Source organism: Arcicella sp. GW822-FHT02H01 (assembly GCF_058802005.1).
Window position 1 is genome coordinate 1,402,024 of sequence record NZ_JBXANT010000001.1, and the last position, 15,333, is coordinate 1,417,356.

Below are 15,333 nucleotides of genomic sequence, written 5' to 3' on the forward strand. Positions count from 1 at the left end.
ATTTTATCTTCAAACCCTAAATCTCCCCACCATGAAACAAACTACTATAATTCAAACAATTGAGCTTTTTCCTAAGATTGATGAAAAACTGTTTGAAGTACTCTCGTCATTATCACCCCAAGACTGGGAAAAACAAAGTATAGCACCACTCTGGCGGGTGAAAGATATTGCAGTACATTTATTAGATGGCAATATCCGCACCTTATCAATGCTTCGTGATAAGTATTTCGGAGTAGTACCCGAAAGCATTAATTCTTATCAAGATTTGCTAGATTACCTCAATAAGCTAAATCGTGACTGGGTAACGGCGATGAAAAGGGTAAGTCCTGCTATCATCATAGAATTGTTGACCTCTACAGGCAAAGAATATAACGATTATCTGGCAACACTAGACCCACAAGCAACTGCCACCTTTTCGGTAGCTTGGGCTGGCGAAGAAGAATCATCTAACTGGTTTCATATTGCTCGGGAATATACTGAAAAGTGGCATCACCAACAACAAATTAGGTTTGCGGTTGGACAAACGGCTGAACTTTATCGCAAGGAATTTTATTTCCCTTATTTAGAAACCTCTATGCGAGCTTTGCCGCATCATTATAAAAATGTGAAAAGTCAGGAAGGCGATGTCATCCATTTTCATATCACTGGCGAAGGTGGGGGCGACTGGTTTTTGGAGTATGATGGCAGTGTGTGGGGTTTAATAGATAACGCTAGTAAAGCGCCCGTTACCGAAGTAACGATTGAGGGAGAAATAGCATGGAGGATTTTTACAAAGGGAATCATCAAACAGACGGCCGCAAAACATATCAGTATAAAAGGCAACCAATTATTAGGCGAAAAAATTATTGATATGCTGGCAGTAATGGCTTAATATGATAAATTTTGAGACAATAGATTACCTGAAAAATGGTAACCCAAAACAACAAAGGGCTTTTAGAATACTTACTCAAAATAAGGTAATTGAGCACCTAGTGCCCTTTAAGCCTATTTTAGTAGGTACGATACCTATTGAGATTGATATTGAAAGTAGCGATTTAGATATTATTTGCCAATGGACTAACAAGCAAGCTTTCACAGATTTTCTGATAGCACATTTCGGGGATTTTGTGGGTTTCAAGCAATGGTCACGGGAAGTGCATCAGCATGATGCTGTAGTCGCTAGCTTTATGATAGAGGATTTTGAGATTGAAATCTTCGGACAAAACTTAGCGACAAAAGACCAATTCGCTTATCGACACATGATGATTGAATATCAATTACTGCTAAAATATGGCGAAGCGTTTAGGGCTGAAATCATTGCATTAAAAAAAGCAGGCTTGAAAACGGAGCCTGCTCTTGCAAAATTATTGGGTTTAGAAGGCGACCCCTACCTTGAATTATTAAAGGTGGAGGCATAAAAAAATAGTCTGAAATACCTTCCTCAGAAGATAATCAGACTATTGACATCTATCTAAATCTTATGGATTTTGATAGACCGAAATACCACTGGCGGGTGGAGTAGCAATTAGGGCATTGGTAAAAGTCTTCTTGTTAAAAACACCCGAATTAGTTAAAAAATATTTTATTACTTCCGACGTAACATAAGGAGCCGCAAAGGATGACCCACTTTGGGCTGGGCTATTAGGAATATCATGCATACAATTGGCATCTGCCCTTACTGTAAAGTCGATATATTTTCCCGATTTCGATTGATTTTGACAAATAGTACCACTTTTACTGGTTACTGTAATGACGTTTGAGCCTAATTCATTATCCTGCGTATAACAAGCTGGCCAATATTTTTCATCATCAATATCTAGGTTATCATTTCCAGCAGAGGCTATTAAAACCATCTCTTTCTTTTTCAAATCATTCAGTACTTTTGTAAAAATTCCATCTGGCTCTTTGATATAAGTACCCCAACTAGCATTTACCACTTTGATGTTATTTTTATAAGCATATATCAAGGCACAAACATTATGGTATAAATCGCCAGCATAGTTTTCGTCAAATGTTTTTAACCCTACCAATTGTATTTTATCGTTTTTACCTGCATTTTGAATAATGATTCTTGATATTTTAGTACCATGTATTTCAGGATTGGTATCTTTAATATCAGTGGTATTGTTCAAAAAATTATAGTCTAGCCCTGTACTAAAATACCCACTATTCAAAGCCTCGGCATTGAAACCCGTATCTATGATGCCTACTAATATTTTACCATCAGTACTGCTCGGTGTGCCATCATTAGCACCTTTCGCTATTATTTTTGTAACATCTGTAGGGTCAAGCGGAATACTTCCTAAATCTTCAATAGGGATAATAGTATGTGGAGGTCCACTGCCGATTCCTCCGCCATCTGGATTAGGGTTTGTTCTAATCAGGTGCAAATCTTTACCTGTTAACAAGATAAAATTGTTGTCACATTTACAGTTATTAACAGTATCAATGGATACTTTAATTAAATCTGACACATCAAAAAGCTGGGTTACTCGGTCAGTTATTGCTGGGGATTCATCGTTAGCAACATCATTTCTATTAACATTACTAGAATCCACAGCTAGACGTTTGTTACCTAATAAAATTTCCCATTTCCAATACGCCTCCAATTCTGCTTGAAAAGCATCAATGATTTCTTGTTTTCTGGCATCTGTAGTATCAGCTTCGCCAAAATATACTACTTGTTTGTCTTTCAACACATAACCCGCTCCATCTACATAAGAGTACGGAAAAACCTCAGGCTTTTCCTGAATAAGCGAATCTATTTTCGTTTTGATAGGCGCTACTATTTCTTTTCTTGAATTGCTAGGTTTTAGCCCCATAAAGAAAAGAAACAACCCTATTAAAAGAGCAATGGAAACTAGAAAAATTAGAAGTGGTCTCATAGTAATCAGCTTTGGTTATGAATTAAGGTTTGGTTTATAATTGTTTCAGTATTTCTATGGCTTTTTCTTTTCCTTCCAAATCGTTGTTCACTACTTCGTTCAGTAATCCTTCAACAACTTTTTTATTAAAAGGCGCTACTTTCATCAAGGCCAAGGCTTCATAAAATTTGCCCGGATTAGCAAACAAGTTGGTCTGGGTGCCTAATTCATGAAAGTATTCGGCGGCTTTTGCATAATGTTCTAATTTCAATTCGGTAATTCCTGCTACCCTTAGTATTTCAGGGGCATCTGGTTTACGGATTAACAAGTCATCAAAAATTAACTTGGCATCTGAATAGTCCTTTTTATTAAAAAACCTTACTCCCATTTGCAGGCTATCGGCATTGCCATCCATTTTAACTGGTAGGCTCTCGAAATGCTCTTGGATGTATCCATCGGCAATCTCTGCTGGATTACCCGTATTCTTTTGAACAAACACCCACGTAATCAAGGCAATAAAGATGGAGGCCGCAATGCCCATTGTCCAAGGATTGAAACGTACCTTTTTGGTCGTCGACAAATCTTTCCTTAGTTCTTCAAAGGCTAGCTTGCGTTTTTCTTTGGCATTTTCGCGGGCAGCAATTTTGGTATTTAAGTAAAAAGCTACTTCGTCAGCCAGTTCTTTATCGGTTGCCAGTTGTGTTTCAAACAATTGGCGTTCCTCTTTGCTTAACGTATGGTTAAAATATGATTCTATTCTTTCTAACATTTTCGTTCAATTTTTACAAATGATTAATAGCATTTAGCTTTAGTAGTGTCAAGGATTATATTATATACACTTTAGCCTTATCTATACAAGGCTCTTAGTTTTTCCAGACACCTCAGTCGACTAGTTTTTACTACGCCTGCCGATTGATAACCCATTTCGGTAGCTATTTTTTCATCCGACAGTCCTTCGCTCCAAGACATCATCATTTCCTGACACTTTTCACCTATTTGTTTAATCTTGGTTTTTAGCACATTTACTTCATTTTCAGAAATCATTTCTTGTAAAATATTGCTAGTTTCATCTGGCACTCCTATCAACAAATCATCAATTGATGCTGTTTTATAGACGCTCATCTTGTTAGTCGAAGCTTTTCTAAGGAAGTCAACACATTTGTTTGAAAAAATCTGAAAAAGGTACGTTTTTAAGGAAGATTTACCCTCAAAACGCTTTTTCTGGATATGCTCAATAACTATTAGGATAGCATCAGCATACAAACTTGCTGCTTCATCTTCAGTGAGTTGGTGCTTGAAGGTAGCATCTTTGATTAAATAAGCGAACTGCTCATACAACTTATTTTCAGTAGCTCTTTTCAGGACTGAATCACCCAAAATTCCTGACAAAATTTTATCATCAGGCACTATACCACGAGCAAAAATATTCATTTTAATAATGGTTGTTTAAGCAATTTTTTAATTGAGTTTGTAGGAAGAAATTTAAAGGTAAATGAGATTGGTGTGTTTTGAAGAAATCTTTTTTGGTATCAAAAAAGCAAAGTAACGTAAAGAATAGTTGTTCAGCATACAAAAATAAAAAAAGTTTTCAATTGACTATACACACAATAGAATAGTCAACTGAAAACCAATCATTTGAAGATAATATATTTATAGGAAAAAACGCCCCGTAGTGGTCGCTAGGAAATCACTAAAATGAATGTCTTCTTGTTTGATAAATCCTTGTTGGGGTAATGTTTTATCGGCTACCATTTCAATCACACTCACGATTGAGGCTGCCGTTGTCCATGAAATAGCGCGCCACGGCTTGCCATCAATTAATATAGGCGAATAGGCTTTGTAAAATTCTTCCCGTTCGATGACGCCGTTTTTCCAACCTTCCACTACAGCATATACGTACACTACATCTTCTTGTACGGGCGGTTTGGCTTCTGTCAGAATTTCTTCCAACAATTCTCTGCGATTTTTCAGGATTAATTCATACAACAAAAACTTCATCAATTTACCATGACCGGGGTAGCGAATGGTTTTGTAATTGAGCGTGTCAACTTTTCCTTCAAAGGTTTCACACATTGTGCCTAGTCCACCAGAAGTACTAAAGGCTTCAAATTCATTCCCTTCTATATTAATGGTTTCGTGACCGTCTAGTGCTGAGACTAATTTTAGTTTTCCATTATGGATTACCTCACAATCATTAATATATTCGTTGATTACCCCCGCTGGCGACCACGTAAAAGAGTATCCTAGCAGTCCGTTAGGGTATTTTGGCAATGCTCCTACCCTTAATTCAATATCACGCAGTTTGGTAAAACGCTTGGCTAAATCTGCCCCAACGATACCTATCAACCCCGGTGCTAACCCACACTGGGGTGCTAAAACAGCATTACTCCCTTCGGTTGCCATGATACGAATGGCACTGGTAGTGGGGACATCTTCGGTTAAGTCAAAATAATGTTTGCCATTTTTATGGGCAGTTTGGGCTATGGTCAAATTCAGATTATAAGGCATACACGACACTACCGCATCATAATTAGGAATGATATTTTCCAGAAAAGCGACGTCTGTCACATCTCCTTTTATTACTTCAAAAGGAACCTTTGTAGAGGGTTGTTGCTTATCTAAACCTTTTACTTCAAAACGTTTAGACAATAGGATTCCTACCAATGAGCCTACCTTGCCCATGCCGATTACTAAGATATTTTTCATATTTGTAAACTCAACCTTAGCCCCTTTCGCTTAGTGAGGATAGCCTTTGAAGAGCATTTAATGTGATTAATTAGTTGATGATTTTTCTTTTTTTACGCAATACATATCCATCTCTGCTTGTATAAAAAGCAGGGTTGGTTTAATCCTTATTTTGTTGAGCTTTTTTTGAGATGATACTCCTCAAAATCACTTTCTATTAGGTGGTGACTTAAGTCCTACTGATTACCCACATCTTTTTAAAAGATGTAATTATTGATAAAATTAGCTTAAATGCACATAAATACTCTTTAAAACCAAGCGTTGAAGCCCTCATCTCTAGCGAGGGACTTAAGCCCCTCACTAGAGATAATCATCTGACTATTAACAACTTATAAACTTATAGATAATCAGTAGGACTTAATTCACCAGCTAATAGAAATGGTTATCACTATCTGGGAGAAGAATTTTATTTTACAACCTCCCACACATCAGCAGCCACCAATGTGTGAAGATTGCTTTTCACTAATGGCACATTCAACTGTCAGCTTGTGCTATCGCTTAGTAATCTCAAAAAGATTGGTAGCTTGTTCCCCTAAGAAACCGTCAAACCAAATCTTTTTACCGTCGTTATCCATATAGTTTCTTTCCGCTAATTCATAGTAAGCATAAGACCAACGGAGTGTTCCGATACTTCCATCCTCTTCTATTACTTCGCAGTCTTCATCGATGGCTTCGGTTGAACTTTGGCGTAATTTGCTTCCTTTATCTCCTTCAATCGTATGCTTAATGGGTACGCCAATGCCATATAAAGCAGACATTGTTGCTTCAATACCATTCCATTCAGGTATATTTTGGTGATTGATATAAGCCGTAAAATGGTTTACCGAATTGCCATGCAGGAGTGTCCAAGCAGCAAATTGAGATTCCTGATTAACGGCTAATATCGTTTCTTTTTTCACTGGCCCCCAAGGACGAACGAAATATTTCACTAGCATATCTACCAGACGGTCGGCTTCGGCAGATATTAATTCTTTATTGTGCTTCAAAGACGCTAACAATTGACGAGCTTCGCCAGCCAGTAAATCGGGCGTATCTTTTACGGCTTCGTTAATCAAAATTTGTGCTGTTTCTGAAAGCTCAGCTACTTCTAATTGAGTAACAAAGAATTTTGGAAAATTAATATTAGTTGGATGCTGATAATGAACAGAATTTAGATGTTTGGAAGGGAAAGAATAAGGCGATACTTTTGCATAACCCAACGCTTCTAATATTTCTGCAATAGCCATAATACCAGCAGGCTGTTTGCCCGTAAGGGTATTAAATGTCCTAAAAGCACAGTGGTCATTTACAACATTCCCTCCTTTTGATAACACTAAATCTGCATATTGTTTTGCATAAGTTACTCTTTTGTAGTAGCCCTCCCAGAGCTTCTCCATCAGAGATTTTGTGATTGTTTCTTGCGTTTTCATATTTTTAAATAATTTTGAGTTATGTCAGTTGTGATTGAGTGAATTAGTGAGTTAGTGATTGTTTTTTTGCTATGATTTAGTAATTTTTATAGTTGTGGGTTAGTGAATTGTGAGTTAGTGTTTGTTAATGGTCATCATGTAATAGGTCAAAATGTGAATTTGAGAGACTATGTTTTGCTAATAGATTGACAAGTATTTTAAACTCATTGTGATAAATCAACAAACTAATCAACCACTCACCATTCACTAACCCACAACTATAAAATTCACTAACTTACAATTCACAACTAAAAACAATCACTAAATCACAACTCACTCAATCACTAACTATCCCCCTCTATATTAAATTTAATTCCTTGTGCCAAAGGTAACTGTTTACCATAGTTGATAGTATTGGTTTGTCGCCTCATGTAGGCTTTCCATGCATCCGAACCCGACTCTCGTCCTCCACCTGTTTCTTTTTCACCACCAAAGGCACCGCCTATTTCTGCACCAGAAGTACCAATATTGACATTGGCAATACCACAATCTGAACCATTGGCAGATAAAAACAACTCCGCTTCCCGCATATTCAAGGTAAAAATGGAAGATGATAACCCTTGAGGTACATCATTCTGTATAGCAATGGCTTCTTCTACCGTAGAATATGACATAAGATACAAAATCGGCGCGAAAGTTTCATGCTTTACAATCCTGAAATCAGGTTTCACTTCTGCAATGCATGGCTTTACATAACAGCCAGACTCATAGCCTTCACCATATAAAACCTCTGAAACTACTAACATAGTTCCCCCTTCTTGTTTTACGGCTTCAATAGCCGCCTGATAGGCTTCTACTGCCTTGGTGTCTATTAGCGGACCGACATGGTTGTTTTCATCTAAAGGATTACCAATCCGCAACTGTTTGTATGCTTTTACTAACCGTTCTTTAACCGTTTCATAGATAGACTCATGGATGATTAACCTTCTGGTAGAAGTACAACGTTGTCCAGCCGTACCAACTGCCCCAAAAACCACCGCGGGAATGGCAATCGATAAATCAGCATTAGGGGTAATGATGATGGCATTGTTGCCCCCTAATTCCAACAAACTTTTTCCCATTCTGGTAGCAACCGTTGCTCCTACTATTTTCCCCATTCGGGTAGAGCCTGTGGCTGAAATCAAAGGAATGCGCGTATCGGCAGTTAGCCACTCGCCTACTTGATAGTTGCCTGTAATAATACTCGATATACCTTCGGGTATTTCATTATCCCTTAATACAGCAGTAATAATATTTTGGCAAGCAATGGCAGTTAAAGGCGTTTTTTCCGAAGGCTTCCACACACAAACATCTCCACAAACCCATGCCAGCATCGCATTCCACGACCAAACGGCTACTGGGAAATTAAAGGCTGAAATAATGCCAACGATACCCAAAGGATGATATTGTTCATACATTCTATGTTCGGGGCGTTCAGAGTGCATCGTAAGGCCGTATAGCTGTCTGGAAAGCCCCACGGCAAAATCGCAGATGTCGATAATTTCCTGAACTTCCCCTAATCCTTCTTGTAGACTTTTGCCCATTTCGTAAGAAACCAATTTACCAAGTTCAGATTTGTTGACTCTGAAAGCCTCACCCATTTGTCTCACAATCTCGCCTCGTCGGGGTGCAGGAACATTCCGCCATGTTGCGAAAGCAGACTTGGCGGTTGTAATCACCTGTTGATAATCTTCAAACGTAGTTTGTGTAACCTCGGCAATTAATTGATTATCCACAGGCGAAAAAGAACTAAGCAACTCCCCTTCCGATGCCCAAGCGTTTAAACCCGTGCTCGTTCCAAAATTGATTGGCTTAATTGATAATTTTTCTAAAATAGTTTGCATGATGAAAAACCCACCCTTTTTCAGGCTGATTTATTTAATTTTTCTAAGAATGAATACCCTAGATAGAATATTAACAAATAGTGATTTTTCCGAAATGTATGCTCAATTATTCTAATTTGCAAGCAGAATAACTCTTTACAATATACGTAATACATCAATAAAAATATTACTATTCTAAGTCTAAAAAATTTTAGACCATGCTAAAATTAGGAAGCATAGTATTTTTATGGGAAAAAAAAATATTAAAATTTTCGAAAAAAAATATTTTACCTGCAACGTTTTATACTTTTTCTTCATCTTATAGGCAAACCTAATTCCATTCATCCGTTTTCTTAACCATTTATATAGATTTTAACAAAATTTAAGGTATTATGTATTGCATAGTACCTAACAAAACACTTAACTTTGTATTGTAATTAAAAAGCCACTCTTGCGACACATATATAGAACATTTAAAGCTATCATAACGATGAAATCTTTTACCATTGCTCTTACATTATTTGCGGTTACTGCACTGTCTAATAACTCATTAGCCATTGGGTTTCCACATAATTTATTGTCGGGAAAAAAAGTGGAAAGAAAAGAAGGAAAATCTAAAAATATTGTTCCAGAAATTCAGAAAAAAACAATATTGGCAAAAGAAAGTCGTTTATTAAACATCGGAAGTAGAATTTTACTCCTAGCGTTCAAGCGCGAAGACGAACAATAATATTATTAGGCGAAAGCCAACATTTGCCATGTTTTGGCATTTTTTAGAACACATTATCTATTTAGTTTTGGTTTAAGGATGATTTGTAGCGAAGCCTTTTAGGTTTCGCTACATTTGTTTTTGGGTGACTGTAGTATGGCATTAACAAATACCTAAAATACTGATTTACTAAAAAGAGACAAGTCTTATACAATTTTTTATGTGCTTTATGTAAATTTGCTAAGTAGCAGTTAACACACAAAATTGGAAGCTGGCGAAAAAGGCAAATATGGCAATAATGGGTTTGTTTCTTTTTTAAATTAAAAGACAGGTAATTTTAAAATATTTTTAAGATATGAGGTTACAGATGATACAAGACGGTAAGGGAAAAACCACTGGTGTATATATCCCTATCAATGAATGGAAAGAGCTCAAAAAACAATATAGAGACTTAGAAGCGTTGGAATACCAAGAACCAACCAAAGAACAAGTTTTGCAAGAACTTAAAGAAGCTGTTTTGGAGCTTAAATTGGTAGAGCAGGGAAAGTTGAAAGCTCGCCCTGCAAAAGACTTGCTCAATGAGTTATAGTATATCTTCCATTCCGCTTTTTGATAAACAAGCAAAAAGGCTGGCTAAAAAATATCCTTCGCTGAAAAAGGACTTAACGGAGCTATTAGAAAGCCTTGCCAATAATCCAGAACAAGGTAAAGCCCTTGGTAATAGTTTTTATAAAGTTCGATTGGCTATTGCTTCTAAAGGAAAAGGTAAATCTAGCGGAGCTAGGGTCATTACTTATATAAAAGTTATTGATACAGTTATTTACCTTACTTCTATCTACGACAAGTCCGAAAAAAATACCATCACTGATAAAGAGCTTGAACAGATTTTCAAACTTATTCCCTGATAAACTCAGTAATCTATTTATACTCTTTAATACTTACTATTCACTTTAGGGAGTTCGCCACAAAATCCATAATCTCTGCTACATTCTTGGCATCAAACCAATGAAATTCGTCTTGGTTTTTAAACCATGTCATTTGCCTTTTGGCATATCGCCTTGAATTTCTTTTGAGTAACCTCACCATCTCTTCACGGTCGTAATTGCCATCCAGATGCTCGTAGATTTCTCGATAACCTACTGTTTTTAGGGCATAATGTTCACGATAGTCCATGACGGCTTTTGCTTCTGCTTCCAAGCCAGCACCTAACATCAAATCCATCCGTGTATCTATTCTGGTATAGAGTTCTTCTCGTGGTCGTTCTAACGCTATTTTTAGCATTTTGAAAGGGCGTTCTGCTTTCTGATTTTTTCTAAAACTTGAAAAAGGTTTCCCCGTGGCGATGCATACCTCCAAAGCCCTTAATACCCTTTGTGTATTTTGGTCGTCTACTTGCTTAAAATATACAGGGTCTAGGGTGCGTAATTCTTCTTTTAGTAAACCTAACCCTTCTTTTTCAAAACGTTCGGCTAGTTGCTGACGTATCTGTAAATCTGCCTCAGGCATTTCATCGATTCCGTCTGTAATCATTTTTATAAACATCCCCGAGCCTCCTGTAAGAATGGCAGTATCTTTTCGGGTAAAGATTTCTTCTAAAACCTTCAAACAATCTCGTTCAAAATCGCCCACAGAATAATAATCATGGATAGAATGCGAATCTACAAAATGATGTGGCACGCCGTCCATTTCTTCGACAGTTGGTTTGGCTGTTCCAATCGCTAGTTCACGATAAAACTGACGAGAGTCTGCCGACACTACTTCTGTATCGAGTTCCTTAGCGAGTTTTACACAAAGGTCTGTTTTACCAACAGCCGTAGGGCCTACAATGATGATGAGTGTTTTATGTTTGGGTTTTATGTTCATTTGTATTTAGCTGTTGATAGCTGTGAGCCTTCAGCCTTGAGCTGTGAGATTTTTTCGTTAAATTAAATGCTCATAACTGACTGCTCAAGTCTCCCTCCTTATAGCTTTAAGCTATGAAATTTGTTTTTTTACGCTAAATTAAATATTCATGGTTCATTGCTACTTGTTCGTGGCTCATAGCTCAAGGCTCACTGCTCATAGCTTACAGCTTAAAGCTATTATACTCTTCTGTTGTATTGATATTTTTTAACATTTGTATGTCGGGTACTTGTAATAATGCTATGTCTAAACTCTGTAAAAGTCGCATCGTAGCTTTTTTACCTTGCTTGAGAAACTCTTGCAGAGGTTGATAAAATCTAGGTTCAAAAATTGTCAACAAAGGTTCTGGAAAATGCTCTTCAGGGTTTTCAAAAGCCGTTGCGTACTTTTCAGCATTACGGTTTTCTAATAAAAAAGTGATGGTTTCATGATTCACCAAAGGCATATCGCAAGCAATTACTAGCCATGCTGAGTCAGGGAATTGTTGAAAAGCAGAAAAAATACCCACAATCGGGCTTTTCACATTAATCTCTGGTACATCCTGAATAGCAGGTAAAGTTGTTTGTTGATTTTCGTTGATTGAAACAAATACTTCATCACAAAAAGGCTTCATCAATTCATACAAATATTTCTCCTGAGTTTTGCCATGATAATTCAGAAGACGTTTTTCTGTCCCCATTCGGCTACTCAGCCCGCCAGAAAGGATTAATCCTTTTATTATTGGTTTACTAATTGTTGACATTTTGAACGTATTAAAAATAAAAACCGCAAGTCTCAGCCTGACTGCTTCAGAGAGCAGTTCTTCCTATTAGCTGGTGACTTAAGTCACCAGCTAATAGGAATTTCCAAAATTATTGATGGCATGAGTTAAGTGACAGCCGATTTCCGACAGCCGAAGACCTACACCTTATAATCACTCTTCCCTCCAGTCTTTAAAATCAGCTTTGTTTCTTTAATAACAATATCATGTGAGAAAGCCTTGCACATATCATAAATCGTCAAGGCAGCAATGCTTGCACCTGTCAAAGCCTCCATTTCTACCCCAGTTTTAGCAGTTAGTGAACATGTACAGGTAATAATCACCTCATTGCCAACTATTTCGGTAGTGAATTTACATGAATCTAACCCTAATGGATGACAAAGGGGAATCAATTCTGATGTCTTTTTAGCACCCATTGTTCCAGCAATAATAGCTGTTTGGATGACAGAACCTTTTTTAGTTTTCAAGTCGCCGTCTTGGAAGTTAGCCATTATTTCGTCCGTCAACACCACGATACTTTGTGCTGTAGCAGTACGCTTGGTAATAGCTTTTTCAGAAACATCAACCATCGCAGGTTGATTGTCGGCATCTAAATGAGTAAAGGTTTTCATAAATTGTTGATCAAGAAATTCGTTTTGAACAAATTCAAAAGAATAAACCATTCCCAAAGGAATCCTGTTTATTTTTGCACAAAGGTAAATATCTAATCTTGATTCCCTACATTTAGTTGAAATACAGTTTCGACCAAAATCTCAAAAATATTTATGATTTCAGTAGCAGAAGCCCTCAACATCGTGATGTCTAACCCCTACCAAACTACGGTTTCAGCAATACCGTTGTTATCAGCCGTAGGTAAGACATTAGCCGAAGATATTCTTGCTGACCGCGACTTTCCACCCTTTAATAGAGTGGCGATGGATGGTTTAGCATTTTGTTTTGATGAAGTAGATTTTCAAAAGATAATCATTGAAAACATTCAGTTTGCAGGCGAAGCTCAAAAGGCATTGCAAGATAGTACAAAAGGCATAGAAGTAATGACAGGAGCAATGTTGCCTTTAGGCTGTGACACCGTGCTGCGGTATGAAGACATTAATATTCAGTCAATTGATGATATAAAGGTAGCTTCAATAACGATTGCTAAGGAAGAAATCAGGAAAGGACAAAATGTGCATCTACAAGGCTCTGACCGAAAAGCGGATGATGTTTTATTGCAAAAAGGCATAAAAATCAGCCCTGCCGAAATAGCTGTAATGGCTACTGTAGGCAAAAGCGTAGTAAAAGTACAGGGTATCCCCAAAATCGCTATTATTTCCACAGGAGATGAATTGGTTGATATTGATGTTTCGCCTTTACCTTATCAAATCCGTGGTTCTAATGCCTATATGTTGGCGGCGGCTTTACAACAAATCGGGATTGAGGCTTCCACTTTTCATCTAATTGATGAAGAAGCCGTACTTTATCAAAAACTACAAGAAATTATTACTTCACACGATATTCTGTTGTTAAGCGGAGGAGTTTCAGCGGGAAAAAAAGATTATGTCCCTGCTATTTTAGCTGATTTAGGACTTGAAAAGCTATTTCATAAAGTAGCTCAAAAACCAGGCAAGCCTATGTGGTTTGGCAAGACCAAAGAAGGGAAAATCGTTTTTGCCTTGCCCGGCAATCCTGTTTCTACCTTTTTATGTTTTTGCAAATATGTATTGCCTACACTTAAAGCAGGCATAAAAAGTGAGGAAGTAATATTGGATAAAGACATCGTCTTCAAGCCTGATTTAAGCTATTTCGTGCCTGTAAAAACGTATTTTGAAGCAGGTAAAATGATGGCTACTCCTTTTGAAGGCAGTGGCTCTGCCGACTTTGCTAACCTGACTGATTGTGATGGTTTTGTGGAATTACCAGCAGATAAGCAAGTTTTTGAAGCTGGCGAAGTGTTTGGGTTTGTAAGGTTTAAAGGGCTGTAAGCTTATAGCTTTGAGTTATGAGCCATGAGTTATCAGCCTTGAGTTGTGAGCTTTGAGCCATCAGCCATAAGATTTGAGTATTTAAAACTCATAGCTTAAAGCTCATGGCTCAAAGCTATTACACAACAATCTTCCCCTCCACAAATTCCAACATCCGTTTATCGCCATAATATAAGTCATCAGCATTGGATAGATAAAAGCCACAATGTCCGCCGTAATTTGGGTATTCAGAAAAGATATAATCTGAATGTTTGGCAAGGTCTAACATCGCACAGCTTTCAGACAACACAGGGTCATTTTTGGCATTCAGGATAAACGAAGGCACCCTTATTTTATCTACATAAGGCATCGCAGCACATTGCTCGTAATATTCCTCGGCATCTTTCATGCCATGTAAGGGTGCTATGTAATTATTAGTAAAGTCTTCTAAATATTTATATTTTTCAAATTCTTTAAATATCTGACTATCAATCAACTCCCATCTATTCTTCAAGAATTTCAGCAATTTCACTTTAAACCTTTCGGCATAAAAGCCTGCTTTCCCCATCGCTACGATGCTCCCCTGCAAATCAGTTGGGCAAGAAATGGCGATTACTTTCTTGATTCTTTCGGAAATTCCTTCCCCTTTCTCTCCCGCATATTTTAGTGCAATGTTTGCTCCTTTGCTATAGCCTACCAACACAATCTCCTCATAAATACCTTTGTCTAAAGCATGGTTTACTACGGCTTCTAGTTCATCACTACCCCCGTGAATGGTCATGCGCTCTAGTCGATTTATTTCTCCGCTTAGTCCTCGGTGATTCCAAGCCAACACATCCCAACCAATAGAATTAAATGCTTTTACACCTCCTAATAAATAAGGGCGAGTAGTATTGCCTAAAAAACCGTGGGATAGTATCGCCAACGATTTACTAGGCTGTACGTTTCCTTGCTCCTCTACTGCTGCTACAGCCTTTTTTTTTGTTTTTACTTTTTTAGTAGCTTTTCCTGCTTTCGACCAATCTAAGTCCAGAAAGTCGCCATCCCATAGTTCTAATCGTTCGCGGTCGTATTCAATTCCAGTTACTTTTCTGAGTGTACTTGGATAAATTGTTGAAAAATGAGCATCCTTCCAGATATGTGAAGTTCTGTAAGACGTTTGAATAATGGGCATATTAATAATA

At 37.4% G+C, this 15,333-nt stretch carries 16 protein-coding genes; 6 read left to right on the forward strand and 10 right to left on the reverse strand.

Going from position 1 to position 15,333, the window contains the following annotated elements:
* The first annotated feature begins 31 nt into the window (after window positions 1-31).
* Window positions 32-871, forward strand: a complete 840-nt coding sequence (locus AC1RNE_RS06075) for a maleylpyruvate isomerase N-terminal domain-containing protein (RefSeq protein WP_492800132.1) — start codon at window positions 32-34, stop codon at window positions 869-871.
* Between the two features lies 1 nt (window position 872).
* Window positions 873-1,397: a DUF4269 domain-containing protein gene (locus tag AC1RNE_RS06080; protein WP_492800133.1), complete on the forward strand. Its 525-nt coding sequence runs from the start codon at window positions 873-875 to the stop codon at window positions 1,395-1,397.
* 60 nt (window positions 1,398-1,457) lie between these two features.
* On the opposite strand, the gene AC1RNE_RS06085 is transcribed toward AC1RNE_RS06080, so the two are convergent.
* The 6 genes from AC1RNE_RS06085 to amaB form a co-directional block, all read right to left on the reverse strand.
* A complete protein-coding gene (locus AC1RNE_RS06085) occupies window positions 1,458-2,864 on the reverse strand; it encodes a S8 family peptidase (RefSeq protein WP_492800134.1) in 1,407 nt (468 codons plus the stop codon).
* A gap of 34 nt (window positions 2,865-2,898) precedes the next feature.
* Window positions 2,899-3,612: a hypothetical protein gene (locus AC1RNE_RS06090; protein WP_492800135.1), complete on the reverse strand. Its 714-nt coding sequence runs from the start codon at window positions 3,610-3,612 to the stop codon at window positions 2,899-2,901.
* A gap of 77 nt (window positions 3,613-3,689) precedes the next feature.
* Window positions 3,690-4,274 carry an RNA polymerase sigma factor gene (locus AC1RNE_RS06095; RefSeq protein WP_492800136.1) on the reverse strand — a complete coding sequence of 195 codons (585 nt, stop codon included), beginning with the start codon at window positions 4,272-4,274 and terminating at the stop codon, window positions 3,690-3,692.
* 219 nt (window positions 4,275-4,493) lie between these two features.
* Window positions 4,494-5,549: a saccharopine dehydrogenase family protein gene (locus tag AC1RNE_RS06100; protein WP_492800137.1), complete on the reverse strand. Its 1,056-nt coding sequence runs from the start codon at window positions 5,547-5,549 to the stop codon at window positions 4,494-4,496.
* Between the two features lie 530 nt (window positions 5,550-6,079).
* A complete protein-coding gene (locus AC1RNE_RS06105; protein ID WP_492800138.1) occupies window positions 6,080-6,997 on the reverse strand; it encodes a DUF1338 domain-containing protein in 918 nt (305 codons plus the stop codon).
* Window positions 6,998-7,320: 323 nt separating this feature from the next.
* On the reverse strand, window positions 7,321-8,859 hold the full coding sequence (amaB, locus tag AC1RNE_RS06110) for an L-piperidine-6-carboxylate dehydrogenase (protein WP_492800139.1): 1,539 nt from the start codon (window positions 8,857-8,859) through the stop codon (window positions 7,321-7,323).
* 469 nt (window positions 8,860-9,328) lie between these two features.
* Between amaB and AC1RNE_RS06115 the strand changes: the two genes are divergently transcribed.
* From AC1RNE_RS06115 to AC1RNE_RS06125, 3 genes are all read left to right on the forward strand, one after another.
* Window positions 9,329-9,568 (forward strand): hypothetical protein, encoded by a 240-nt coding sequence (locus AC1RNE_RS06115; RefSeq protein WP_492800141.1) that lies wholly within the window; start codon window positions 9,329-9,331, stop codon window positions 9,566-9,568.
* A 334-nt stretch (window positions 9,569-9,902) separates the two neighbouring features.
* Window positions 9,903-10,136, forward strand: coding sequence for a hypothetical protein (locus tag AC1RNE_RS06120; protein WP_323252295.1), 234 nt, complete (start codon window positions 9,903-9,905; stop codon window positions 10,134-10,136).
* Window positions 10,126-10,452 (forward strand): type II toxin-antitoxin system RelE/ParE family toxin, encoded by a 327-nt coding sequence (locus AC1RNE_RS06125; RefSeq protein ID WP_492800142.1) that lies wholly within the window; start codon window positions 10,126-10,128, stop codon window positions 10,450-10,452. The genes AC1RNE_RS06120 and AC1RNE_RS06125 overlap by 11 nt, the downstream gene beginning before the upstream one ends.
* 40 nt (window positions 10,453-10,492) lie before the next feature.
* On the opposite strand, the gene miaA is transcribed toward AC1RNE_RS06125, so the two are convergent.
* The 3 genes from miaA to moaC form a co-directional block, all read right to left on the reverse strand.
* Window positions 10,493-11,410 (reverse strand): tRNA (adenosine(37)-N6)-dimethylallyltransferase MiaA, encoded by a 918-nt coding sequence (gene miaA, locus AC1RNE_RS06130; RefSeq protein WP_492800143.1) that lies wholly within the window; start codon window positions 11,408-11,410, stop codon window positions 10,493-10,495.
* A gap of 202 nt (window positions 11,411-11,612) precedes the next feature.
* Window positions 11,613-12,191 carry an NTP transferase domain-containing protein gene (locus AC1RNE_RS06135; RefSeq protein WP_492800144.1) on the reverse strand — a complete coding sequence of 193 codons (579 nt, stop codon included), beginning with the start codon at window positions 12,189-12,191 and terminating at the stop codon, window positions 11,613-11,615.
* Between the two features lie 158 nt (window positions 12,192-12,349).
* Window positions 12,350-12,820 (reverse strand): cyclic pyranopterin monophosphate synthase MoaC, encoded by a 471-nt coding sequence (gene moaC / locus AC1RNE_RS06140; protein WP_492800145.1) that lies wholly within the window; start codon window positions 12,818-12,820, stop codon window positions 12,350-12,352.
* A gap of 153 nt (window positions 12,821-12,973) precedes the next feature.
* Here moaC and AC1RNE_RS06145 point away from each other — a divergent pair, with 153 nt between their 5' ends.
* A complete protein-coding gene (locus AC1RNE_RS06145; protein ID WP_492800146.1) occupies window positions 12,974-14,170 on the forward strand; it encodes a molybdopterin molybdotransferase MoeA in 1,197 nt (398 codons plus the stop codon).
* Window positions 14,171-14,288: 118 nt separating this feature from the next.
* Here AC1RNE_RS06145 and AC1RNE_RS06150 read toward each other — a convergent pair whose 3' ends face one another.
* A complete protein-coding gene (locus AC1RNE_RS06150) occupies window positions 14,289-15,323 on the reverse strand; it encodes a YheT family hydrolase (RefSeq protein ID WP_492800147.1) in 1,035 nt (344 codons plus the stop codon).
* Window positions 15,324-15,333: the final 10 nt, after the last annotated feature.

Bases quoted from the DNA above. Each gene is read 5' to 3' on its own strand.
- AC1RNE_RS06125 (WP_492800142.1), top strand. From the start codon at position 10,126: ATGAGTTATAGTATATCTTCCATTCCGCTTTTTGATAAACAAGCAAAA.
- amaB (WP_492800139.1), bottom strand. From the start codon at position 8,859: ATGCAAACTATTTTAGAAAAATTATCAATTAAGCCAATCAATTTTGGA.
- AC1RNE_RS06075 (WP_492800132.1), top strand. From the start codon at position 32: ATGAAACAAACTACTATAATTCAAACAATTGAGCTTTTTCCTAAGATT.
- AC1RNE_RS06120 (WP_323252295.1), top strand. From the start codon at position 9,903: ATGAGGTTACAGATGATACAAGACGGTAAGGGAAAAACCACTGGTGTA.
- AC1RNE_RS06080 (WP_492800133.1), top strand. From the start codon at position 873: ATGATAAATTTTGAGACAATAGATTACCTGAAAAATGGTAACCCAAAA.
- AC1RNE_RS06145 (WP_492800146.1), top strand. From the start codon at position 12,974: ATGATTTCAGTAGCAGAAGCCCTCAACATCGTGATGTCTAACCCCTAC.
- AC1RNE_RS06095 (WP_492800136.1), bottom strand. From the start codon at position 4,274: ATGAATATTTTTGCTCGTGGTATAGTGCCTGATGATAAAATTTTGTCA.
- AC1RNE_RS06090 (WP_492800135.1), bottom strand. From the start codon at position 3,612: ATGTTAGAAAGAATAGAATCATATTTTAACCATACGTTAAGCAAAGAG.
- AC1RNE_RS06150 (WP_492800147.1), bottom strand. From the start codon at position 15,323: ATGCCCATTATTCAAACGTCTTACAGAACTTCACATATCTGGAAGGAT.
- AC1RNE_RS06115 (WP_492800141.1), top strand. From the start codon at position 9,329: ATGAAATCTTTTACCATTGCTCTTACATTATTTGCGGTTACTGCACTG.
- AC1RNE_RS06135 (WP_492800144.1), bottom strand. From the start codon at position 12,191: ATGTCAACAATTAGTAAACCAATAATAAAAGGATTAATCCTTTCTGGC.
- miaA (WP_492800143.1), bottom strand. From the start codon at position 11,410: ATGAACATAAAACCCAAACATAAAACACTCATCATCATTGTAGGCCCT.
- AC1RNE_RS06105 (WP_492800138.1), bottom strand. From the start codon at position 6,997: ATGAAAACGCAAGAAACAATCACAAAATCTCTGATGGAGAAGCTCTGG.
- AC1RNE_RS06085 (WP_492800134.1), bottom strand. From the start codon at position 2,864: ATGAGACCACTTCTAATTTTTCTAGTTTCCATTGCTCTTTTAATAGGG.
- AC1RNE_RS06100 (WP_492800137.1), bottom strand. From the start codon at position 5,549: ATGAAAAATATCTTAGTAATCGGCATGGGCAAGGTAGGCTCATTGGTA.
- moaC (WP_492800145.1), bottom strand. From the start codon at position 12,820: ATGAAAACCTTTACTCATTTAGATGCCGACAATCAACCTGCGATGGTT.